Source organism: Erwinia persicina NBRC 102418, assembly GCF_001571305.1.
Classification (GTDB): domain Bacteria; phylum Pseudomonadota; class Gammaproteobacteria; order Enterobacterales; family Enterobacteriaceae; genus Erwinia; species Erwinia persicina.
Genome location: NZ_BCTN01000024.1, coordinates 15,152 through 37,699, shown reverse-complemented (window position 1 = coordinate 37,699; position 22,548 = coordinate 15,152). Strand labels below are relative to the sequence as shown.

Here is a 22,548-nt window from a genome sequence, read left to right as displayed (position 1 = left end):
TTATCGTTCATCGCTTGGTTGTCCAGGGGGTACGGATGCACGCGGAGCGGTGGACGCTGGCGGCTCCTGAGGTTCCGGCGGAGGTGTAGAGGCAGACTGGGTGACCGTTACCGGCGCCTGTGCAGGTGCACTGGCCTGGTGGTCCGCCGCCGCAGGGGTCACACCATCGTGCGATTCCTGCGGATCTTTCACTAACGGATTATGGATAGTGTGCGCTTCATCATCGGCTTTTTCATTTTCGCCCAGGTAAGAGCGTTTCATTGAATCGGCCGTCTGCTTCAATTCCTCTACCGAGGCTTTAAGCTCAGGAGAAAGGCTGTCTTTGCTGGCCTGTTCAATTTTCTTCAGGCCATCCTGCAGCTCCTGAATCTTCAGCTCCTGAGCCAGTTCATTCTGAACGCTGGTTGCCAGGGAACGCAGCGCGCGGATCCAGCCCATCACCGTTCTGACTGCGACGGGTAAACGCTGCGGGCCCAGCACCACCAGGCCAATAACGAAGACCAGTACCAGTTCACTAAAGCCTATGTCGAACACGGTTTATACCTTGTCGTTCTTGACGTCTTCTTTCTTTGCTTCTGTATGCTGTTGATCAGCCAGTTTGGCATTAAAGTCAGCATCGTTAGCGTTCGCTTTGTCTTTCTCTTTGTCGTCTTCATCACTCATCGCTTTTTTAAAGCCTTTGATGGACGAACCGAGATCAGACCCCAGGGAACGGAGCTTTTTGGTGCCGAACAGCAGTACAACGAGTACGGCGATGATTAACAAGTGTGGAAGTGTAATGCCACCCATTATTACCTCTGATATCAATAATTGATGCGAGTTTCGAGTATATAACAGCTTATGTCTTGCTGACGATGCACAAACCACACCCCCCGCGCAATAAGCTGCCTATTTACCTTTCATGACAATCAGTTTGTTCTGCGCCAGCCAACCAACCAGGCAACAACGCCTGCGGCCATCAGTCCGGCAGAGAACACGTCCCATTCAGGACGCGACAGCAGGATTGCCGTCCCACTGAGCAACAATGTTGCGCCGACACCGAAGAGATAACGTGACTGATGCTGCTTAGCACGCTCCCCTTTCAGATCGTTCGCCAGCCGGTCAACGCTGTGTCGCAAATGCTTGTGCTGACGCAGGCTGTCATAAAACAGCTCAGGCAGCTCAGGCAATTTTTCCGCCCAGAATGGCGCTTTTTCTTTCAGTGCCCGCACAATGGCAGGGATACCGACCTGATCTTTAATCCAGTCTTCAAGGAACGGTTTGGCCGTCTTCCACAAATCCAGCTGTGGATAGAGCTGGCGACCGACGCCCTCAACATACAGCAGCGTTTTTTGCAGCAAAACCAGCTGAGGCTGAACTTCCATATTAAAGCGACGTGCCGTATTGAACAGGTTGAGCAGCACATGCCCGAACGAAATCTCGGCCAGCGGTTTCTCAAAAATAGGTTCACACACGGTGCGTATTGCGAACTCGAAATCCTCCACATTGGTATCCGGCGGAACCCAGCCCGAATCAACGTGAAGCTCGGCGACTTTGCGGTAGTCGCGATTAAAGAAGGCAATGAAGTTTTCAGCCAGGTAGCGTTTATCTTCTTTGTTCAGTGACCCGACAATGCCGCAGTCGATGCCAATATATTGCGGATCTTCCGGGTGTTCATAGCTGACAAAAATGTTACCCGGGTGCATATCCGCATGGAAGAAGCTGTCACGGAACACCTGGGTAAAGAACACCTGCACACCGCGTTCAGCCAGCAGCTTCATATTGACACCGTGCTGTTCCAGCGTCACCACATCGGAAATGGGAATGCCGTAAATACGCTCCATCACCATCATGTTTTCCGTGCAGTAGTCGGAATACACTTCCGGCACGTAGAGCATGCGGCTGCTGTCAAAGTTACGTCGGAGCTGGATCGCATTCGCCGCTTCACGCAGCAGGTTCAGTTCATCAAGCAGTGTCTTTTCGTAATCCGCGACCACTTCTCGTGGGCGCAGACGTCGCCCGTCAGGCAGCAAACGCGGCACCCAGCGTGCCAGGCGATAAATCAGCCGCATATCCGCTTTTATCACCGGTAAAATGTCAGGGCGAATCACTTTGATCACCACTTCACGACCGTTTTCTTTCAGCGTGGCGGTATGAACCTGAGCGATAGAAGCGGAGGCCAGCGGGACGATATTAAAATCGTCGAACTGAGTTTCAATCGGCGCACCCAGTGACTGTTCGATCAGTTTAAGGGCTTTTTTACCGTCAAATGGCGCAACACGATCCTGCAACATGGCCAGTTGATCGGCGATCAGCGGCGGAAAAAGATCGCGCCGGGTCGACATCATCTGGCCAAACTTGATCCACACCGGCCCCAATTGCTCAAGCGCCAGGCGTAAACGCTCACCCAACGGCCTGTCTTTATGACGATTTGGCATCCAGAACAGGCATTTACGGCCGAACCGCAATGGCAGAGTGAGGCGTATTTTAGGGATCAGCTCATCCAGGCCATAGCTGAGGAAAACCCGAATAATCAGATAAAGACGGCGCAGTTCACCAAAGGTCATTTGGCCTCCAGCTGGTTAAGGCGAGCGTCCAGCGCATCCAGTGAACGCGACACGGCGTCCACTTCTTCAGCAAACCAGGCCAGTTCAAGCGAGCCGGGGGCCACACGCCACTCTTCGGTCAGCGTTTGCGACAGGTAGCTCTGTTTGCGCTGCACATCGCGGCGTACGGCATTAAAGCCGCGACGGGCAAACTGAGTGATGCCCTGAGCAGCGATATCGCCGAGCCAGGGAGCAAGATACTCGGCAGGGTCGAGTTCCGCCAGGTCAAGAAGCGCGGAAAATTGCTGCACGACCTGGAGATCGCCGTCGACATCAAGCTCACCGCTGCGGATCAGCGAGGTCAGTTGCTGGCGGTCACGCAGTTTTGATAGCGTCGATAAGCGTGTTTTCACCGTACAGTCGGGCGTATCACCCCACTCACCTATCACATCAACCTGGTGTTCACTGAAAATAAAAATCAGGGGCTGCTTCAGCTCAGCCAGCAAAATGGCCAGGCTGCGCCCATTGAGACGTTGACGCGCCGCCTTAAGGCCACGATCGCGGTAGAGCAGATGATTAAGCGCGGTCTCCAGACTGGCAGTTAATAGCGGCGTTAATGTCATGCGTTTCCCTGCTTAAAACTTGAATCCGCGGTGCAAGGCAACGATGCCGCCCGTCAGATTGTGATACGTCGTATTTTCAAAGCCCACATCCATCATCATCTGCTTCAGGGTTTCCTGATCGGGATGCATACGGATGGATTCAGCCAGATAGCGATAGCTGCCGGCGTCTTTTGCTACCATCTCACCAATGCGCGGCAAAATGTGGAAGGAGTAAGCATCATAGGCTTTGCTTAATGGTTCGAACTGCGGCTTAGAGAACTCCAGTACCAGCAGACGGCCGCCTGGCTTAAGTACGCGGAACATCGAGGCCAGCGCTTTCTCTTTTTCAGTGACGTTACGCAGGCCAAAAGCAATGGTGATGCAGTCAAAGTAGTTATCAGGGAATGGCAGAGCTTCCGCATTCGCCTGAACATAATTCACATTACCGATAATGCCTTTGTTACGCAGTTTATCGCGGCCCACCTTCAGCATTGAACTGTTAATATCCGCCAGTACCACTTCACCGGTTTCGCCCACCAGACGCGAAAACTTGGCGGTAAGATCGCCCGTGCCACCCGCCAGGTCCAGAACGCGCTGCCCGCGACGTACGCCGCTGGAATCAATGGTGAAACGCTTCCAGATACGGTGAATACCGAATGACATCAGGTCATTCATCAGATCATATTTAGCCGCAACGGAATGGAAAACATCAGCCACCATATCGGCCTTTTCGTCTTTCGCGACCGTGCGATAGCCAAAGTGGGTAGTGTCCTTTGATTCATCTGCCATTTGTTTTGCCTGCTCTACAATCAAATATTAGCCAAGTGTACCAGAGTCACGAAGACCAGGCACTTGCCACACGTTTATTCATTGACGCGGCGAGTAAGTGCCTCCGGCGTCACCCCCGCCTCGTCAGCAGGCGGCGCGTCGTCGTCATCTTCCTCGTCATAAGCTTCAGGCAGCGCCTGACCGACCAGCCGGGGGTTGATCGGCCGTTTCACTTCAACGCCCATCTGACGGAACCCTTCGGTCTGGGCAATCAAATTCCCACGCCCTTCCGACAATTTTTTCATTGCCTGACGATAGCTATCCTGAGCCTTATCAAGGTTCTGACCGATAGCACTCATATCATCGACAAACAGACGCATTTTGTCATACAGTCTTGCGGCGCGATCGGCAATGCGCTGGGCATGGCGGCTCTGATGTTCATAACGCCACAGATTATTAATCGTGCGCAGCGCCACCAGCAGCGTGGTCGGGCTTACCAGCATGATATTCTGATTCAACGCCTCATTGATCAGCTCCGGCTGCCGATCGATGGCCAGCAGAAACGCCGGTTCAACCGGGATAAACATCAACACATAATCCAGTGAACGTAAACCAGGTAATTGTTGGTAATCTTTTCGACTCAGCAACCGTAGGTGCCCGCGTATTGCGGCAATATGCTCGCTAATGGCCAGTTCTCGTGCGGCGTCGTCCTCGCCGTTAAAATAGCGTTCGTAGGCGACCAGCGTCATTTTTGCATCGATCACCACATCCTTGCCCTGGGGCAGCCGCACAATCACATCCGGCTGCATCCGTCCTTTCTGTTCCAGCTGAATATTCACCTGGGTTTCATACTCATGGCCTTCCCGCAGCCCGGACGCTTCCAGTACCCGGCTGAGGATCACCTCCCCCCAGTTCCCCTGGGTTTTGTTATCCCCTTTCAGCGCTTTCGTCAGGTTTATCGCTTCCTGTGCCATCTGAGCATTGAGCTGTTGCAGGTTACGAATTTCATGCGCGAGGGTATGCCGCTCGCGCGCCTCCTGACCAAAACCTTCCTGCACCTGGCGGCGGAAACCCTCCAGCTGTTCACGCAGCGGCGTGATCAGGCCGTGCAGGCTTTGCCGGTTTTGTTCATCCACCCGACGGCCGCTGTTTTCAAAGATACGGTTCGCCAGGTTTTCGAACTGCGCATTTAAACGCTGTTCGCTGTTAACTAACAGACGCTGCTTTTCTTCGGCTGCCATCCGCGTCTCTTCCAGCCGGATAGTGACTTCCCGCAGTTCGGCTTCCTGAGACGCATTAATTTCCAGCTGATTTCGCAACTCCCGGGTCAGTTGCTCCGCTTCCCCACGCCAGTGATCGAGCTGATGCAGCTTCTCGCCGGCTGCAGCAAGCGAACCGTGCAGCTGACGCAGCTCCTGTTCATTCTGTTTCTGCGTGTGGAGGTGAGCATCCAGTAACTGCTGCTGGCGCTGAAGCCCGGACTGAGCCTGTTCTGCCGCCTGCTGCTGCAGGCGACGTTCCGTTTCGGCCTTCGCCAGCTGTTGCTGGCTGCGGATCCCGGCGATCAGCCAGCCGGCCAGTAACCCGACCAGGCCAATCCCCGCACCGTAAATGATTGATGCATCCACCCTTCTTCTCCTGCTGAAACCCTGACAGGGGAAAAATAGAGGCGCACTGTATGAATGTCCAGATAAAAAGCAGCGATCTGGTCTGTAAAGGCAGAATTATCGAGGGGATCGGAATTCAGAGGCAGGAAGATGGGAGAGTAAAGGCCGTGCCACAGCACGGCCAAAGCATAAGCTATCAGATCAGGCGACGTGCGGCCTCGACGACGATTTTAACGGCATCGCTTTCGGTACGTTTCATGGTTTCCGCATCAGGGATTTCCTGCTGGGTACGGTTCACAATCACCCCGGCCACCATCCCGGCACGCAGACCCTGACTGGCGCACATCGTCAGCAGCGTTGCGGATTCCATCTCGTAGTTTAGTACGCCCATCTGCTGCCACTCTTTCATTGAGTTCTGGAAGCGGCTTACCACGCGTCCGGAGAAGGTGTCATAGCGTTCCTGGCCCGGATAGAAGGTATCCGACGAGGCGGTGATACCAATATGGGTGGTGGCACCCGCCGCTTTCGCAGCCTCGACCAGCGCCGTGGTACAGGTAAAGTCGGCGACGGCCGGGAATTCCAGTGGCGCAAAGTGCAGGCTGGCCCCGTCGAGGCGAACGGAACCGGTGGTCACCAGCACGTCACCGACATTAATACCCGGCTGGATCGCACCGGTGGTCCCGACGCGCAGGAAAGTCCGAACGCCCAACTGCGCCAGCTCCTCCACCGCAATGGAGGTCGACGGGCCGCCGATGCCGGTAGAGCAGACGATAACCGGCGTACCAGACAGCTCAGCACGCCACGTGGTGAATTCACGGTGTGAGGCCAGGTGGACAGGATTGTCCATCAGAGCAGCAATTTTCTTCACGCGCTCCGGGTCACCCGGCACGATGGCCAGCGTGGCGCCCTGAAGGTCGGCTTTCGTTAAGCCAAGATGGAAAACGTCAGACTGTGCCATTTGAAACTCCTGTCACGGGAAGAGGGAAGAATGAACTTAAGACTACTGTAAGGAAATCCGTCGCACTTTTATGTGATAAACGTCGACAATACAAATGAAAATTACATTTATTACATTGCTAATAGTGATCTCAATCACATCACACAACCCAGCCTGACCGCTTTCACACGCCTGACCCTGTCGTTTCCCGTGATCTGATGATAAGAGATACCAGAGGTGATGTCTGACCCCGGCGCATTTCGGGCTATAGTTAAACCCTTAATGCCGATCGTATTTGTGCACGCATGGAGAGGATAATGAAAACCGACGATAACACGACGCAAGAACAGAACAACAACGGCTTCGCACCAGCCACACTTCCCACTGCCGCCACTACGATTACCACGGACAGCGCAGATATTCTTTCGGGTGAGACGTCAATTCCGACCCAGGGTGAGAACATGCCTGCCTTCCATGCGAAACCGCGTCATGCCGAAGGGCTGCTGCCGGTGGTGTTGGTGATTCAGGAGATCTTTGGGGTTCACGAACATATCCGCGATATCTGCCGTCGTCTGGCGGCTGAAGGTTACCTGGCGGTAGCGCCTGAACTCTATTTTCGTCAGGGCGACCCGGCGGACTATAACGATATTCCGACCTTGTTCAGTGAACTGGTGAGTCAGGTTCCGGATACTCAGGTGCTGGCCGATCTTGACCACGTTGCCAACTGGGCGTCCCGCCATGGCGGTGATATGCGCAATATGGCCGCTACCGGCTTTTGCTGGGGGGGACGTATTACCTGGCTATATGCCGCACACAATCCCCAGCTTAAAGCGGCGGTGGCCTGGTACGGCAAGCTGGTGGGTGAAAAAACCATGAAACAGCAGAAACAGCCGGTCGATATCGCAGTGGATTTAAACTCCCCGGTGTTGGGGCTGTACGGCGGTAAAGACGACAGCATTCCGCAGGAGAGCGTGGAAACCATGCGTCAGGCACTGCGGGCGGCCAATGCCACGGCGGAAATAATTGTTTATCCTGATGCCGGGCATGCCTTTAATGCCGACTATCGCCCGAGCTACCATGCCGAATCCGCTCAGGACGGCTGGCAGCGGATGCTGGCATGGTTTAAACAACATGGCGTTGCGCCAAAAGCGTAAAAAAAAGGGGGCCCAAGGCCCCCTTAAAGACGACAATGACAACAACACAGAGAATTATGCGGTTTGCGCGTTGCGCAGGTTATGCGACGCTTTCACCATGTTTTCCAGCGCCTGACGGGTCTCTTTCCAGCCGCGCGTTTTCAGGCCGCAATCCGGATTCACCCACAGCCGATCAGCAGGGATGCGCAGTGCGGCTTTCCTTAACAGCGCCTCCATCCACGCCACATCCGGCACGTTCGGTGAGTGAATGTCATAGACGCCGGGCCCGATTTCATTCGGATACTCAAATTCTTCAAACGACTCCAGCAGTTCCATATCCGAACGTGAGGTTTCGATGGTGATCACATCCGCATCCAGTGCCGCAATGGACTCCATGATGTCATTGAACTCGCAGTAACACATATGGGTGTGGATCTGGGTGTCATCCTTCGCCACGGCGGCGTTCAGGCGGAAAGCCTCTACTGCCCATGCCAGATAGGCAGCCCAGTCAGAACGGTGCAACGGTAAGCCTTCACGCAGGGCCGGTTCGTCGATCTGAATAATACCAATGCCGGCTTTTTCCAGATCCTGCACTTCATCACGCAACGCCAGCGCAATCTGTTTAGCAATGGTTTCCCGGGACACATCTTCGCGTGGGAACGACCAGCACAGAATGGTGACCGGGCCGGTCAGCATGCCTTTCACCGGTTTATCCGTCAGGGACTGTGCGTATTTCGCCCACTCAACGGTGATCGCGTCAGGACGGCTGATGTCACCAATAATCACCGGCGGTTTCACACAGCGGGAACCGTAACTTTGCACCCAGCCATTCTGGGTGAAGATGAACCCATCGAGGTTTTCACCAAAATACTCCACCATATCGTTACGCTCTGCCTCACCGTGAACCAGCACGTCCAGCCCCAGTCGCTCCTGCTCTGCTATCGCCTGCCTGATGTGTCCGGCGATCCCGGTACGGTAGTGGCTGCCGTCCAGTCTTCCCTGTTTAAAATCAAGCCGCAGGCCGCGAATTTCAGTGGTTTGCGGAAAAGAACCAATGGTGGTGGTGGGCCAGGCTGGCAGCTGGAAACGCTGACGCTGGGCATGCGCACGTACCGGATAGGGGCTGTTGCGCTGGCTGTCTCTGGCCGTAATCCCGGCCAGGCGCTGCCCCACTGCCACATTGTGTACGCGGGAGGAGTGCTGACGGGCACGGATCGGCGCGCTCCAGGCTTCCAGGGAGGCAGGATCGTTATGATTCAGGGCGTTGCTTAACAGCGACAGCTCGGCACACTTTTGCAGAGCAAACGCGAACCAGCTTTTCACTTCATCATCCAGACGGGTTTCGACGCTAAGATCAATGGGGCTGTGCAGCAGTGAGCAGGATGATCCGATCCACAGCTGTTTGCGCGTAGCCACCAGCGGCTGCAGGCGCTCAAACCAGCGGCTCAGGTCGGCACGCCAGACATTACGGCCGTTAATCACGCCAACGGAGAGTACCCAGTCTGCCGGCACTGTGCGGTTTAGTACGGTGATGTCGTCTTGGCCGTGAACCAGATCAACATGCAGGCCCTGTACCGGCAGCGCGGTAATGGTGTCGAGGTTCTGGCCGATACGGTCAAAATAGGTGGTCAGCAGCAGTCGGGTCTGCCCCTGCAGGGCCGTATAAGCCGGTTTAAAGGCCGCCAGCCACTCAGAGGGCAACTCCAGTGCCAGCGCCGGTTCGTCGATCTGCACCCATTCAATCCCCCGTTGAGCCAGTTCGGCCAGCACCTGCTGGTAAACCGGCAGAATGTCTTTCAGCAGGCTCAGACGGTCAAACGCGACACCTTTCACCTTGCCCAGCCACAGGTAGGTCACCGGACCAAGCAAAACAGGTTTCACGTTATGCCCCAGCGCCAGCGCTTCATCGACTTCATCCAGCAACTGAGTCCAGGTCAGTCTGAACTGCTGGCCCTGAACAAACTCCGGAACCATGTAGTGATAGTTCGTGTTAAACCATTTGGTCATTTCTGCCGCCGCCGCCGGTTCGCCCGTCGGCGCACGGCCACGCCCGATCCGGAATAGCGTATCGAGGTCAACGGAGCCATCTTTATTCTGATGACGCGCCGGAACGTTACCCAGCAGCAGGCTGGTGGTCAGAACATGATCGTACCAGGCAAAATCGCCCACTGGCAGCAGGTCAACGCCGGCGTCTTTCTGCTGTTGCCAGTGGCGCGCACGCAGTTCGCGGCCGGTGGCCAGCAGGTGTTCCCGGGAGCAGTTACCTGCCCAGTAGCTTTCCTGCGCTTTTTTCAGTTCGCGACGCAGACCAACGCGGGGGAATCCGAGAGTATGGGTAAGAATCGTCATCAGTGGTGCCTCGTTAGTAACCTTTGCTGAACCTGCTGGTGCATTTAGCCATCCAGATGTTTACACCGCTATAATGTGCAGGTACTGTATTATCCACAAGCGCAAAATATTCACCGTCGATGTGAAGGACTCTCATGATCGAACTTAAACACCTGCGGACATTGCAGGCCCTGCGAACGACAGGTTCGCTTGCCGCAGCAGCGGCTCAGCTGCATCAAACGCAGTCAGCGTTATCTCATCAGTTCAGTGACCTGGAGCAGCGTCTCGGTTTCCGGCTGTTTGTGCGTAAAAGCCAGCCTCTGCGTTTTACTCCTCAGGGCGAAATTTTGTTGCAGCTGGCGGAGCAGGTGTTGCCGCAGATCCAGCAGGCGCTGCAGGCCTGCCATGAACCTCACCAGACCACGCTGCGTATCGCGATTGAGTGCCATAGCTGTATCCAGTGGCTGACCCCCGCACTGAACAATTTCCGCCAGAGCTGGCCGCAGGTGGTGATGGATTTCAAATCAGGTGTCACGTTCGATCCGCAGCCTGCCCTTCAGCAGGGTGAACTCGATGTGGTACTGACATCGGATATTTTGCCGCGTAGCGGTCTGTTCTATGCGCCGATGTTTGATTTTGAGGTACGCCTGGTGCTGGCACCTGACCATCCCCTGGCACAGAAAGTCCATATTTCCCCCGAGGATCTGGCCCGTGAAGTGTTGTTAATCTATCCGGTACAGCGACAGCGTCTGGATATCTGGCGGCATTTTCTGCAGCCCGCTGGCGTCAGCCCGACGCTAAAAAGCGTGGATAATACGCTGCTGCTGATCCAGATGGTTTCAGCGCAGATGGGCATTGCCGCGCTGCCACACTGGGTGGTGGAGAGTTTCGAGCATCAGGGACTGGTGGTCACCAAAGCCTTAGGGGAAGGACTCTGGAGCCGACTGTACGCAGCAGTACGCGACGGCGAACAGCGCCAGCCGGTCGTGGAGGCCTTTATTCGTTCTGCCCGTCAGCACGCCTGCGATCATCTGCCACGGGTGCGCGATGCCTCGCGTCCGGGTATTCCCCACCCCTCCGTCAGCCCTTCGTAAGGCTTTGGCCGCCGGCGTAACGCTGGTGGAGAGGAGCGCCTCAGGTCAGCGCAACCCGCTAACGCAGATGCAGCCTGAGGTATGACGGGTTATACTGCGCGCACTGCAATTGTTTCACTACAGAGAGACCCTATGACCAATAACGATGTCCTGCGCAGCGTGCGTTACATGCTGAATCTGAGCGATGCTAAAGTGGTAAGCATACTGGCGCTGGCAGAGAGCGAAGTGACCGAAGCCGAAGTACACAGCTTCCTGAAAAAAGAGGATGAAGCCGGCTTCCGCCCCTGCCCCGATGTCATCATGGGTTACTTTCTCAATGGCCTGATTTTTGAGCGTCGCGGTAAAAGCGAAGATGCCCCCGCCCCTTCCATTGAACGTAAAATGACCAACAACATTCTGATGAAGAAGCTGCGTGTGGCCTTTGACCTGAAAACCACTGATATTCTGGAACTGCTGAAAAGTGCTGATTTTGCGGTAGGACAGTCAGAGATTGGTGCTATCTTCCGTAAACCTGGGCATAAAAATTACCGCGAGTGTGGCGACCAGATCCTGCGTAATTTCCTCAAGGGCCTGACCATGAAAATCCGTCCGGCCAAAAAAGCTTAACGTCTCCATGACAGATTAACGTCACCTGATGGCGTTAATCTTTGCACTCACCATCAGTCCTGCCATCTTCCTTTTAGAACATTTTCACTCACCAAACGAAACCCCACTCACGGCAGGGAATTACTTTTGTGACTATAATCACATTTTATAGTTTCATGGTGAAAATAAATCACCAATTTGTGATGTAGATATAGCCATTCCGTCATAAAACTGTAACATTTGCGCCTTTCTTCACAGTCAGCTTTTCTGATAACGACTACGCTATGCGCGAAATAGAACATTTACCCCTGATGACTCGGGTTAATGTTTCCTTTATCTGCGCATTCGAAGCCGGATAACAGACTTTCGAGCCATGGGAGGCCAAAATGTTAAGTTTTTTCAAACCCGCTGCACATCAGCCCCGCGTTGATGACAGCCGCGTTGATCCGTTATACCGCAAGCTACGCTGGCAGATATTTCTGGGGATATTCTTCGGTTACGCTGCCTATTATCTGGTGCGTAAAAACTTCGCCCTGGCGATGCCCTACCTGGTAGAACAGGGCTTCTCACGCGGCGATCTGGGCTTTGCGCTGTCCGGTATCTCTATCGCCTACGGTTTTTCAAAATTCATCATGGGTTCGGTGTCTGATCGCTCCAACCCCCGCGTTTTCCTGCCTGCCGGTCTGATCCTGGCTGCTGCTGTGATGCTGTTTATGGGCTTCGTTCCCTGGGCCACGTCCAGCATTATGGTGATGTTTGTTCTGTTATTCCTCTGCGGATGGTTCCAGGGGATGGGCTGGCCGCCGTGCGGTCGTACCATGGTGCACTGGTGGTCACAGAAAGAGCGCGGCGGCATCGTTTCCGTCTGGAACTGTGCGCATAACGTCGGTGGCGGCATCCCCCCTCTGCTTTTCCTGCTGGGTATGGCCTGGTTTAACGACTGGAAAGCCGCGCTGTATATGCCTGCCTTCGGGGCCATTCTCATCGCGCTTATTGCCTTTGCGCTGATGCGCGATACGCCGCAATCCTGTGGCCTGCCGCCGATTGAAGAGTACAAAAATGACTTCCCGCCTGACTACGACGAAAAACATGAAGACGAGCTGACCGCAAAGCAGATCTTTATGCAGTACATTCTGCCGAACAAGCTGCTGTGGTATATCGCTCTGGCCAACGTGTTTGTTTATCTGCTGCGCTACGGCATTCTCGACTGGTCACCGACCTACCTGAAAGAAGTGAAACACTTTACGCTGGATAAATCCTCGTGGGCTTACTTCTTCTACGAATACGCAGGTATTCCCGGCACGCTGCTGTGTGGCTGGATGTCCGATAAGGTCTTCAAAGGCAACCGTGGTGCCACCGGCGTATTCTTTATGGTGCTGGTGACCATCGCCACTGTCGTGTACTGGATGAACCCGGCAGGTAACCCTGGCGTAGATATGGCCTGTATGATGGTGATTGGCTTCCTGATCTATGGTCCGGTAATGCTGATTGGCCTGCATGCCCTTGAGCTGGCACCGAAAAAAGCAGCGGGAACCGCCGCCGGCTTTACCGGTCTGTTTGGCTACCTGGGAGGCTCCGTTGCCGCCAGCGCTATCGTCGGTTACACCGTCGATTACTTCGGCTGGGACGGCGGCTTTATCATCATGATCGGCGGCTGTGTGCTGGCAGTGATCCTGCTGGCGATGACCATGATGAGCGAGAAAAAACACAAACAGCGACTGACCTCACTCTGATCGGGACGGGTAATTATGTTGAAAAACGTTATCGCAACCGTGTTACTGACCACCTCACTCGCGGCGACCGCCGCGAGTACCTCACCGCTGGTGATTGCCCATCGCGGTGCCAGTGGCTACCTGCCTGAGCACAGCCTGCCGGCGAAAGCGATGGCTTACGCGCAGGGGGCTGATTACCTTGAGCAGGATTTGGTGATGACCAAAGACGATCGTCTGGTGGTGCTGCATGACCACTATCTCGATCGCGTGACCGACGTTGCCAGCCGCTTCCCGCACCGTGCGCGGGCCGACGGGCGTTATTACGCCATTGATTTTACCCTTGCCGAGATAAAAAGCCTGGCCTTCACTGAAGGCTTCAGCCTGGAACAGGGTAAAAAAGTCCAGACCTTCCCGGGGCGTTTCCCGATGGGTAAATCAGACTTCCGCGTCCACACCTTCGAGGAGGAACTGGAGTTTATCCAGGGGCTGAACCACTCAACGGGCAGGAATATCGGTATTTATACTGAGATCAAAGCCCCGTGGTTCCACCGTAAAGAAGGAAAGGATATCTCAGCAAAAGTGCTGGATGTGCTGAAACAGTACGGTTACACCGGCAAAAACGATAAGGTCTTTTTACAGTGCTTTGACTTTAACGAAGTGAAGCGTATCAAGACCGAACTGGAGCCGCAGCGCGGTATGAACCTGAAACTGGTTCAGCTGATCGCCTATACCAAATGGGACGAAACGCAGGAGCAGCGAAACGGTCAGTGGGTGAACTACGATTACGACTGGATGTTTAAACCCGGGGCGATGAAAACCCTCGCGCAGTATGCCGACGGTATCGGGCCTGACTACCATATGCTGGTGGCTGAAGGCGCTAAAACAGGCAAGGTCACGCTGACCGGCATGGTGCAGGAGGCACACCAGAATCATCTGGTGGTGCACCCTTATACCGTGCGGGCAGACCAGTTACCGCCTTACGTCAGCAACGTCGACCAGCTCTACGACCTGCTGTACAACAAAGCCGGAGTCGATGGTCTGTTCACTGACTTCCCGGATAAGGCCGTTCACTTCCTGAAACGCTAAACCAAAGGGCCGATCGCAAAACACGATCGGCCCGGAAGAGGGACAAGGAAAAAAGGTCGACCGCTAACGCCCAGTATTGCTGGCTGAACAGCGGAGCGCCCGGCTCCTGCATCCCGTCAGACGTTAAATAACTTACGCAGGTAGTTGGGCACGGCCTGGTCTGCATTCGAACCGATCACTTCCAGTTCAGGCAGGATATCTTTCAGGCGCTGGTGAGAGTTACTCATGATGCAACCTTTGCCTGCCATACTGAGCATCTCTTTATCATTCATGCCATCCCCGAAGGCGATGCACTCCTGCAGTGAATAACCCAGTGATTTAGAGACTGCGTCCAGCGCATGTCCTTTCGATACGCCACCAGCCATCACTTCCAGACAGGTTGGCAGTGAGAAGCTGACGTTCACCCGATCGCCCCAGCGCGCCATCAGCGCCTGCTCAAGCGGGACCAGCAGTTCAGGGATCGCACAGGTAAAGAACACCTTGCTGATGCCGTCGGTCGCCAGTTGCCCGGGCTGATAAACCTGGTAGTTGAAGTCAGACTCGCGGAAAAAATCCATCTCATCCGGGCGGTGACGGTTCAGGAACCACTCTTCATCCCGGTACACGTTGGTATAAATATCCGGGTTGGTGTGCTGCAGAGCAAACAACTCAAGCGCAATATCTTCATCAAGATTATGGCTGAACACCAGCTTACCCGCCGTGTTGTGCACGCGCGCGCCGTTGGAAGTGATCATATAGGCATCAATACCCAGACTGTCGCGCATTTGGGCCACGTCAATATAGTGGCGGCCCGTAGCGAAGACAAAATGTATGCCTTTGCGGGTCAGCAACTGCAACGTCTCGCGAGCATAGGAAGAGAGCGTGTGGTCGGGTGACAGCAGCGTGCCATCCAGGTCTGAAGCAACAATACGGTACATAACACCTCTGGTTAATATGTTCTGACGGGCAGCATCACCCACCGGTATAGCATTCTGCCCGCTCAGGGGTGGCGGGAAAAAAAGGCCAGGATGGCATCCAGCGCTCTGGCGCGCATGCTGTCTTTTTCGAACAGGATCTCATGGCGGGCCCCCTCAATCACCATCGGTCTGCCGCCTTCACAGGGCTGGCCTGCAGCCACCATCGTCTGACAAAACAGATCCTGAGCACGGTTATCAACGACTTTATCGTCAGCGGCCTGCAGCAGCAGCAGGGGCGTCGATATCTGTGCTGCCTGGCTTAAAATACTGTGCCCGGCACGTACCCCTTCGCGCACCCAGTGATAGGTCGGGCCGCCCACCCGCAGTCCCGGGTCGTCGGCATAAAAGCGCAGATTACGGCGATAGCGTTCGCGACTGTGCGTAAGTTCATTGATGGCAAACGGTCGGGCATGCCATTTCCCGGTGCCCAGCGCATAGCCTTCGCGCATAGCCGGGTATTTTTCCGCCCAGTTAAGGATCGAATGGGCCATCCATAGGGGCATGGGCAGGAAAATACCGAACATCGGTGACGCGAGCGCCACGGCATTAAACGCCGCAGGCTGTCGTGCCAGCATCAGGGCCAGTATTGCCCCGCCCATCGAATGGGCCAGCGCATAGCGATGGCGGTAGTGACGGGCCACAATCTCTTTCAGATAGAGCGTTTCCAGATCATCGACATAATCTTCAAACTCGACGACATGACCACGGTGTGAATCCTGCAGCAGACGCCCCGATCGCCCCTGTCCCCGATGATCCATAATGATCACATCGTAGCCACTGTGGAACAGATCATAGGCCAGCTCCGGGTATTTCACATAGCTTTCAATACGCCCCGGGCAAAGCAGGATAACTTTATCGTGTTGCGGCGAGATGAAGCGCACATAGCGGATCGGCACGTTTTCGACACCCGCAAATTCGCCCTCTTCGCGCAGCTTCCAGAAATCCAGCAACGGGCCGGTGGCAAAAGCCGCGAAGGCCTTTTCACGCGTCAGCCAGTTGTGTTTATGATGTTCCATCGGACTTTTTCCAGAAGGGGCATTGCCCTAAAAAAAGGAGCAGGGTTCCCCATAGCGCCATGTTCAACAATAACGTATTGTGTCACAAATGAGCGTTTTTCGGGAGCTTTACCCATGACCATCGAGTGGTGGCTGACCTATCTGTTAACAACCTGTATTTTAAGTTTGTCGCCGGGCTCCGGGGCTATCAATACCATGAGTACCGGGATCAGCCACGGCTACCGTGGCGCCGTCGCGTCAATTTCCGGCCTTCAGGTCGGCCTGTCGCTGCACATTGTGCTGGTGGGTATTGGTCTGGGCGCGCTGTTTTCACAGTCACTCCTGGCCTTTGAGATCCTGAAGTGGGCGGGAGCCGCCTATCTGGTCTGGCTGGGCATCCAGCAGTGGCGCTCCGCCGGGGCTATCGACCTGAACGCCGTGGCAAAAGCGATGCCACGCCGCAGGCTGTTTAAACGCGCAGTGCTGGTGAACCTGACGAACCCGAAAAGCATTGTGTTTCTGGCCGCACTGTTCCCGCAGTTTATCCTGCCACACCAGCCGCAGGCGATGCAGTACCTGGTGCTGGGCATCACCACCGTGGTGGTCGATATTATCGTGATGATTGGTTATGCCACGCTGGCGACGCGCATTGCTGTGTGGATCAAAGGTCCGCATCAGATGAAATTGCTTAACCGGATATTTGGGGGTTTGTTTATTGCGGTGGGGGCACTGCTGGCGTCTGCACGCAGGATCGCCTGACAACACGGGCCGACCGTAAAAGAAGGTCGGCCCCTACGGGATATTATGGCGAACGGTTGAATCGACATCACGGCCGGAAAAATTGGCCCGGGTGAATTATTAATCCTCGTCCACACCGTCGACATGCTCTTTGATCATCACCAGGAATGGCTTACCAAAGCGCTCCAGCTTCTTCTGTCCGACCCCGTTCACACTCAGCATCTCTGATGCCGTCAGCGGCATCTGTTCGGCCATTTCAATCAGTGTTGCATCGTTAAATACCACGTACGGCGGCACGTTCACATCGTCTGCTATCGACTTACGCAGCTTACGCAGCTTTGCAAACAGCTTGCGGTCATAGCTACCGGCGTAGGATTTCTGGCTGCTGTTGCGCGGCTTAATGGTGACCAGGCGCGGTACGGCCAGCATCAGCGGCACTTCGCCGCGCAGCGTCGGCCGCGCAGCTTCCGTCAGCTGTAAAGCCGAATGCATGGCAATATTTTGCGTCACCAGCCCCAGATGAATCAGCTGCCGCAGCACGCTGGTCCAGTGCTCGTGGCTCTGCTCACGGCCAATGCCATACACCGGTAATTTATCGTGCTGCATGTCACGAATTCGCTGGTTATTCGCCCCGCGCAGGATTTCAACGATATAGCCCATGCCGAAGCGCTGTCCAACACGATAGATACAGGAGAGTGCTTTTTGTGCCTCCACCAGACCATCATAACGGCGCGGCGGATCGAGGCAAATATCGCAGTTGTCACAGGCCTGCTGCCGGCCTTCACCAAAGTAGTTCAGCAACACCAGGCGACGGCAGGTCTGCGCTTCTGCAAAGGCTCCCATCGCATTCAGCTTATGCCGCTCAATATCCTGCAGCGGCCCCGGCGCTTTCTCCTCAAGGCACTTACGCAGCCAGGCCATATCAGCCGGATCGTACAGCAGCAGCGCCTCGGCAGGCAGACCATCACGCCCGGCACGGCCGGTTTCCTGATAGTAGGATTCAATGTTGCGCGGGATATCGAAGTGCACCACAAAACGGACGTTGGGTTTGTTGATCCCCATACCAAAAGCCACGGTCGCGACGACGATTTGCAGGTCATCACGCTGGAAGGCTTCCTGTACGTGGGCGCGATGCGCGTTATCCATACCGGCATGATAAGCCCCGACGCTGAGGCCACGGCTTTGCAGTCGGGCGGCGGTGTCTTCCACCTTTGCCCGGCTGTTACAGTAAATGATGCCGCACTTACCGCGCTGATCCTGCACGTAGCGCAGCAGCTGTTCGGTCGGTTTGAATTTTTCCACCAGTGTGTAACGAATATTCGGCCGGTCAAAGCTGCTGATCTGGATCAGCGGATCGTTCAGCTGTAGCAGCCGGGCGATATCGTTACGGGTGGTTTCATCAGCGGTGGCGGTCAGTGCCATCACCGGCACATCAGGCAGCCGCTGACGCAACTGGCCCAGCGCTCCGTATTCAGGGCGGAAATCATGCCCCCACTGGGAAATGCAGTGGGCTTCATCCACCGCCAGCATGGCCGGGTTCCAGTGCATCAACTGCTCAAGGAAGTTGTCCATCATCAGGCGTTCAGGGGCGATGTAGAGCAGGCGAATTCTGCCAGTGCGGCACCCGGCCATCACCTCTTGCTGCTCTTCACGATTTTGCGTCGAGTTAAGGCACGCAGCCGATACACCGTTGGCCAGCAGTTGATCCACCTGATCTTTCATCAGCGAGATCAGCGGTGACACCACCAGCGTCAGGCCTTCGCGCACCAGCGCAGGGATCTGATAGCAGAGGGATTTTCCTCCGCCGGTTGGCATCACTACCAGACAGTCACGCCCGTTCAGCGATTCCTGAATGATGTTCTGTTGTCCAGGGCGAAACTGCTGATAGCCGAAGGTCTCACGTAATACCTGCTCTGCCAGCGTTTCTTTGTTGATCACTGCTGCCGTAGACACATCGTCCCCAAATCTGTAATGACAAAAATTCTGGCCGGGGCATCTGCACGCCCCGGTCACGACAACCTTAGAACAGGTCGTTGAGCGTCACGCCGACACCGACGCGCGTTTGACGGTGGTTATAGTCGATGAGCGATTCGCCGTAACCACTAAACACCTGCGTGTAAAAACGCACATGATCGGTAAGCGGATAGCTCCACCCCAGTTCAGCGCCACCGTAGCCGCTGTTCCAGTTGTAGTTGCTTCTTACGCTGAAGATGCTGTCACCCATCTGGTAACCTACCGTCAGGCGATAATACCCCATGTACTTAGTGATATCAGGGTTATCATCGTTATTTTCACTCTCTGGAAGGCGGAACCAGGGTTTCGCTTCCACCATCCAGTTTCCATTCTGCGCCATCAGACGGGCATACACCCGGTTCCAGCTTCGTGACGTGGGATCTGAACGCCCATTAGACTGGTGGTTGAGGCCCGTCTCCACATCGCGCAGCGTCCAGCCGGCAAAACTGTAGTCCGTTGCCCAGCCGAGGAAGATCTGTGGCTCATAGTTGGTTTCGCGGAATGGCGATGAGGCACCCCGGTTGGAAAGCTGCCACCAGGATCGCTGAGTATAGGACGCCGCCAGCACAGAGTTATCACCAAGAATGCCGCGCCACAGTGGGAAGGCCAGACTCAGCTGGAACTTCACTTCATCGTGCTTGGCTTTGTTACCCCAGTCGTAAGACTCGATCGCGTCCTTGTTGATATTGCTGGTATCGGTATACAGCAGATAGTTGTTTTCATAAGGAAACAGGATAAAGGGGTTGTCATGCTTCTCCAGTAAGTTGGCGATAATACTGCCACGCACGGCTGGCTGGTCATGCACTTCTTTTACCGTGGCTTCCTGCGCCAGTACTAACGTCGGAAACAGAATTGCTGACGCCAGCAATCCTTTCAGCAGAGCCATAGCGATCTCCCAGAGAGGCAAATTGAATAAGTGAATAAAAAGCACGCCATTCTACACAGAAAAATCCTGAGAGATTAGTGCTGATTTGCGAAAGTGGAAAGCACGGGTAACGAAGCATAATATACACATTCCATTAACCTGATTTTCTTTCATTTTGTTTTACAGGAAGACCCGATAATGTCAGCAGTACCTATGGATCAGACTGCCGCTCGTCGCCTGATCGGTGAGATTTTTGTTTACCACATGCCCTTTAACCGCGCGCTGGGGCTGGCGCTGGATCGTCTGGAGTCGGACTACGCCGAACTGAGCCTGGCAAACCAGACAATGCTGGTCGGTAACGCTGCGCAAAAAATTCTGCACGGAGGCGTGATCGCTTCCGTACTGGATGTTGCCGCCGGTCTGGTCTGCGTCACCGCGGCGCTAACGCGACAGGAGAGCATCACAGAAGAAGAGTTGCGTCAGCGTTTATCGCGTATGGGCACCATCGATCTCCGGGTGGATTACCTGCGTCCCGGCCGTGGAGAACGGTTCATTGCCAGCAGCAGTCTGCTGCGCGGCGGGAATAAAGTGTCAGTGGCGCGCGTGGAACTGCATAATGACGCTGGCGTCCATATTGCCAGTGCCACCGCCACATACATGATTGGATAACGTAATGAATCCACAGCAGACGCGTCAGGGCATTATATTTGCGCTGGGAGCCTATTTTATCTGGGGGATTGCCCCGGTCTATTTCAAACTGATCCAGCAGGTCGCGCCCGGCGAGATCATGACTCACCGGGTGATTTGGTCATTTTTCTTTATGCTGGTACTGATCACCGTCAGCCGTAACTGGCGCAGCGTGCGAACGCTACTTAAGCATCCCAAAAAAGTGTTGTTGCTGGCGCTTTCTGCGGTAGTGGTTTGTAGTAACTGGTTACTGTACATATGGGCGGTCAATAACCACCACATGCTGGAAGCCAGCCTGGGTTATTTTATTAACCCGCTGTTAAATGTGCTGGTGGGGATGCTGTTTCTTGGTGAACGTTTCCGCCGCCTGCAGTGGCTGGCCGTAGCGCTGGCTGGCTGCGGGGTGTTGATTCAGGTGTGGCAGTTTGGTTCGGTGCCAGCGATTGCCCTTGGCCTGGCCATCAGCTTCTCGTTTTATGGCCTGTTGCGCAAAAAAATTGCCGTCGACGCCCAGACAGGGATGCTGATTGAAACCAGCTGGCTTCTTCTTCCTGCGGCCGTTTACCTGTTTGCTCTCACCGACAGCGCGACCAGTCATCTGGGTAACAATCCGATGAGTCTGAACCTGTTACTGGCAGCGGCAGGCGTGATTACCACCGTTCCACTGATGCTGTTTACCGCAGCCTGTACCCGTCTGAAGCTCTCCACCGTCGGCTTTTTCCAGTATCTGGGGCCAACGCTGATGTTCCTGCTGGCGGTGCTGTTCTATGGCGAGAAGATGACGCCGGATAAACTGGTCACCTTTGGCTTTATCTGGGCCGCTCTGGCACTGTTTATTGCTGATGCCCTGTGGTCATTGCGGCGGCAAACTGCACAACGCATCTGAATTCCGCTATAAAAAATCGCCCCCTGGGCGATTTTTTTGCTCTGATGACGCTTACAGCCAGTTCTTGCGCTTAAAGTAAGCGTAAGGCGCCAGACCGGCCAGAATCATCAGGGTAATCGCGCCAGGATAACCAAAACTCCACTTCAGTTCAGGCATAAACTCAAAGTTCATGCCGTAACTGGACGCCACCAGCGTAGGCGGCAGGAAAACGACCGAAACCACCGAGAAGATTTTGATAATGCGGTTCTGTTCGATATTGATAAAGCCCATCGCCGCCTGCATCAGGAAGTTGACCTTCTGGAACAGGGATTCGTTATGCGGCAGCAGAGATTCGATATCGCGCAAAATCTCACGCGCCTGCTCCAGCTGATTGCCCGGCAGTCGCGCCTTGCGCACCAGGAAATTCAGGGCGCGCTGAGTATCCATCAGGCACAGGCGTACCTTCCAGCCGATATCCTCCAGCTCTGCCAGCGTCGACAGCGCCTCATCAAAGGCATCACCCTGCTGCCCCTCCATAATCACGCGGCTCAGCTTTTCCAGATCGCTATAGATATTCTCGATCTCATCTGCCAGCTGTTCAATTTTGGTTTCGAACAGATCGAGCAGCAGCTCATAGGCATTACCGTCGGTGAGCACCTGGTTACGGGCTCGCATGCGGTAAAGGCGAAACGCCGGAAGTTCACGTTCGCGCAGCGTGTAGAGGCGCCCTTCACGAATCGTAAACGCCACCGTTGAGTTACCGGCGTGGTCGTCAGCATCTTCATAAAAGAAGAAGGAGTGAATGTGCAGGCCGTCTTCATCTTCAAAGAAACGCGCCGAGGCCTCGATGTCTTCCAGTTCAGGACGAGTAGCCAGGCTCTGACCCAGCTCGGTTTGCACCCGATCTCGTTCAGCGTCTTCCGGTTCGATCAAATCCACCCAGACGGAACCGGTCAGCTCGTCCCTGGCTTCACTCTCATCCAGTTCAAGGCGGGTCAGGCGATTTTGGTCGAGTTTAAATGCGCTCAACATAAGCTGTACTCCCAATTCAC

21 protein-coding genes are annotated in these 22,548 nt (G+C 54.9%); 8 read left to right on the top strand and 13 right to left on the bottom strand.

Features of this window, described 5'->3' with window-relative positions:
• From tatB to udp, 7 genes are all read right to left on the bottom strand, one after another.
• Nucleotides 1-534, bottom strand: a complete 534-nt coding sequence (gene tatB / locus EPE01S_RS19940) for a Sec-independent protein translocase protein TatB (protein ID WP_062748659.1) — start codon at nt 532-534, stop codon at nt 1-3.
• Between the two features lie 3 nt (nt 535-537).
• Nucleotides 538-789, bottom strand: coding sequence for a twin-arginine translocase TatA/TatE family subunit (gene tatA / locus EPE01S_RS19935; RefSeq protein WP_062748656.1), 252 nt, complete (start codon nt 787-789; stop codon nt 538-540).
• Nucleotides 790-908: 119 nt separating this feature from the next.
• Nucleotides 909-2,546, bottom strand: a complete 1,638-nt coding sequence (gene ubiB / locus EPE01S_RS19930) for a ubiquinone biosynthesis regulatory protein kinase UbiB (protein WP_062748654.1) — start codon at nt 2,544-2,546, stop codon at nt 909-911.
• The gene (gene ubiJ, locus EPE01S_RS19925) at nt 2,543-3,148 is read right to left on the bottom strand and encodes a ubiquinone biosynthesis protein UbiJ (RefSeq protein WP_062748651.1); all 606 of its coding nucleotides are present in this window, start codon (nt 3,146-3,148) and stop codon (nt 2,543-2,545) included. The genes ubiB and ubiJ overlap by 4 nt, the downstream gene beginning before the upstream one ends.
• 12 nt (nt 3,149-3,160) lie before the next feature.
• A complete protein-coding gene (gene ubiE / locus EPE01S_RS19920) occupies nt 3,161-3,916 on the bottom strand; it encodes a bifunctional demethylmenaquinone methyltransferase/2-methoxy-6-polyprenyl-1,4-benzoquinol methylase UbiE (protein ID WP_062748649.1) in 756 nt (251 codons plus the stop codon).
• 74 nt (nt 3,917-3,990) lie between these two features.
• Entirely contained in the window at nt 3,991-5,523 is a 1,533-nt protein-coding gene (gene rmuC / locus EPE01S_RS19915) for a DNA recombination protein RmuC (RefSeq protein WP_062748647.1), read from the bottom strand.
• A gap of 175 nt (nt 5,524-5,698) precedes the next feature.
• Nucleotides 5,699-6,460 (bottom strand): uridine phosphorylase, encoded by a 762-nt coding sequence (udp, locus tag EPE01S_RS19910; RefSeq protein ID WP_062748645.1) that lies wholly within the window; start codon nt 6,458-6,460, stop codon nt 5,699-5,701.
• A 296-nt stretch (nt 6,461-6,756) separates the two neighbouring features.
• Between udp and EPE01S_RS19905 the strand changes: the two genes are divergently transcribed.
• Nucleotides 6,757-7,593: a dienelactone hydrolase family protein gene (locus tag EPE01S_RS19905; protein ID WP_062748643.1), complete on the top strand. Its 837-nt coding sequence runs from the start codon at nt 6,757-6,759 to the stop codon at nt 7,591-7,593.
• A 54-nt stretch (nt 7,594-7,647) separates the two neighbouring features.
• Here the strand turns inward: EPE01S_RS19905 and metE are convergent, their stop codons facing one another.
• The gene (gene metE, locus EPE01S_RS19900; RefSeq protein ID WP_062748641.1) at nt 7,648-9,921 is read right to left on the bottom strand and encodes a 5-methyltetrahydropteroyltriglutamate--homocysteine S-methyltransferase; all 2,274 of its coding nucleotides are present in this window, start codon (nt 9,919-9,921) and stop codon (nt 7,648-7,650) included.
• 134 nt (nt 9,922-10,055) lie between these two features.
• On the opposite strand from metE, the gene metR reads away from it, so the two are divergent.
• From metR to glpQ, 4 genes are all read left to right on the top strand, one after another.
• Nucleotides 10,056-10,994: an HTH-type transcriptional regulator MetR gene (gene metR / locus EPE01S_RS19895; RefSeq protein WP_062748639.1), complete on the top strand. Its 939-nt coding sequence runs from the start codon at nt 10,056-10,058 to the stop codon at nt 10,992-10,994.
• A gap of 132 nt (nt 10,995-11,126) precedes the next feature.
• On the top strand, nt 11,127-11,600 hold the full coding sequence (locus EPE01S_RS19890; protein ID WP_062748637.1) for a YehS family protein: 474 nt from the start codon (nt 11,127-11,129) through the stop codon (nt 11,598-11,600).
• Between the two features lie 365 nt (nt 11,601-11,965).
• Nucleotides 11,966-13,312 carry a glycerol-3-phosphate transporter gene (gene glpT, locus EPE01S_RS19885; protein ID WP_062748633.1) on the top strand — a complete coding sequence of 449 codons (1,347 nt, stop codon included), beginning with the start codon at nt 11,966-11,968 and terminating at the stop codon, nt 13,310-13,312.
• 15 nt (nt 13,313-13,327) lie between these two features.
• Nucleotides 13,328-14,377 (top strand): glycerophosphodiester phosphodiesterase, encoded by a 1,050-nt coding sequence (gene glpQ / locus EPE01S_RS19880; protein WP_062748631.1) that lies wholly within the window; start codon nt 13,328-13,330, stop codon nt 14,375-14,377.
• 116 nt (nt 14,378-14,493) lie between these two features.
• Here glpQ and yigL read toward each other — a convergent pair whose 3' ends face one another.
• Nucleotides 14,494-15,294, bottom strand: coding sequence for a sugar/pyridoxal phosphate phosphatase YigL (yigL, locus tag EPE01S_RS19875; RefSeq protein ID WP_062748629.1), 801 nt, complete (start codon nt 15,292-15,294; stop codon nt 14,494-14,496).
• Nucleotides 15,295-15,356: 62 nt separating this feature from the next.
• Nucleotides 15,357-16,349 (bottom strand): lysophospholipase L2, encoded by a 993-nt coding sequence (gene pldB, locus EPE01S_RS19870; RefSeq protein ID WP_062748627.1) that lies wholly within the window; start codon nt 16,347-16,349, stop codon nt 15,357-15,359.
• A gap of 114 nt (nt 16,350-16,463) precedes the next feature.
• Between pldB and rhtB the strand changes: the two genes are divergently transcribed.
• Complete coding sequence (rhtB, locus tag EPE01S_RS19865) at nt 16,464-17,087, top strand: homoserine/homoserine lactone efflux protein (protein ID WP_062748625.1); 624 nt, start codon at nt 16,464-16,466, stop codon at nt 17,085-17,087.
• A gap of 99 nt (nt 17,088-17,186) precedes the next feature.
• Here the strand turns inward: rhtB and recQ are convergent, their stop codons facing one another.
• Nucleotides 17,187-19,019 carry an ATP-dependent DNA helicase RecQ gene (gene recQ, locus EPE01S_RS19860; protein WP_062748623.1) on the bottom strand — a complete coding sequence of 611 codons (1,833 nt, stop codon included), beginning with the start codon at nt 19,017-19,019 and terminating at the stop codon, nt 17,187-17,189.
• 67 nt (nt 19,020-19,086) lie between these two features.
• Entirely contained in the window at nt 19,087-19,965 is an 879-nt protein-coding gene (gene pldA / locus EPE01S_RS19855) for a phospholipase A (RefSeq protein ID WP_062748621.1), read from the bottom strand.
• 177 nt (nt 19,966-20,142) lie between these two features.
• On the opposite strand from pldA, the gene EPE01S_RS19850 reads away from it, so the two are divergent.
• Both EPE01S_RS19850 and rarD read left to right on the top strand, forming a co-directional pair.
• A complete protein-coding gene (locus EPE01S_RS19850) occupies nt 20,143-20,613 on the top strand; it encodes a thioesterase family protein (RefSeq protein WP_062748619.1) in 471 nt (156 codons plus the stop codon).
• 4 nt (nt 20,614-20,617) lie between these two features.
• Complete coding sequence (rarD, locus tag EPE01S_RS19845) at nt 20,618-21,517, top strand: EamA family transporter RarD (RefSeq protein ID WP_062748617.1); 900 nt, start codon at nt 20,618-20,620, stop codon at nt 21,515-21,517.
• Between the two features lie 51 nt (nt 21,518-21,568).
• Here the strand turns inward: rarD and corA are convergent, their stop codons facing one another.
• Nucleotides 21,569-22,528, bottom strand: coding sequence for a magnesium/cobalt transporter CorA (gene corA, locus EPE01S_RS19840; RefSeq protein WP_062748614.1), 960 nt, complete (start codon nt 22,526-22,528; stop codon nt 21,569-21,571).
• Nucleotides 22,529-22,548: the final 20 nt, after the last annotated feature.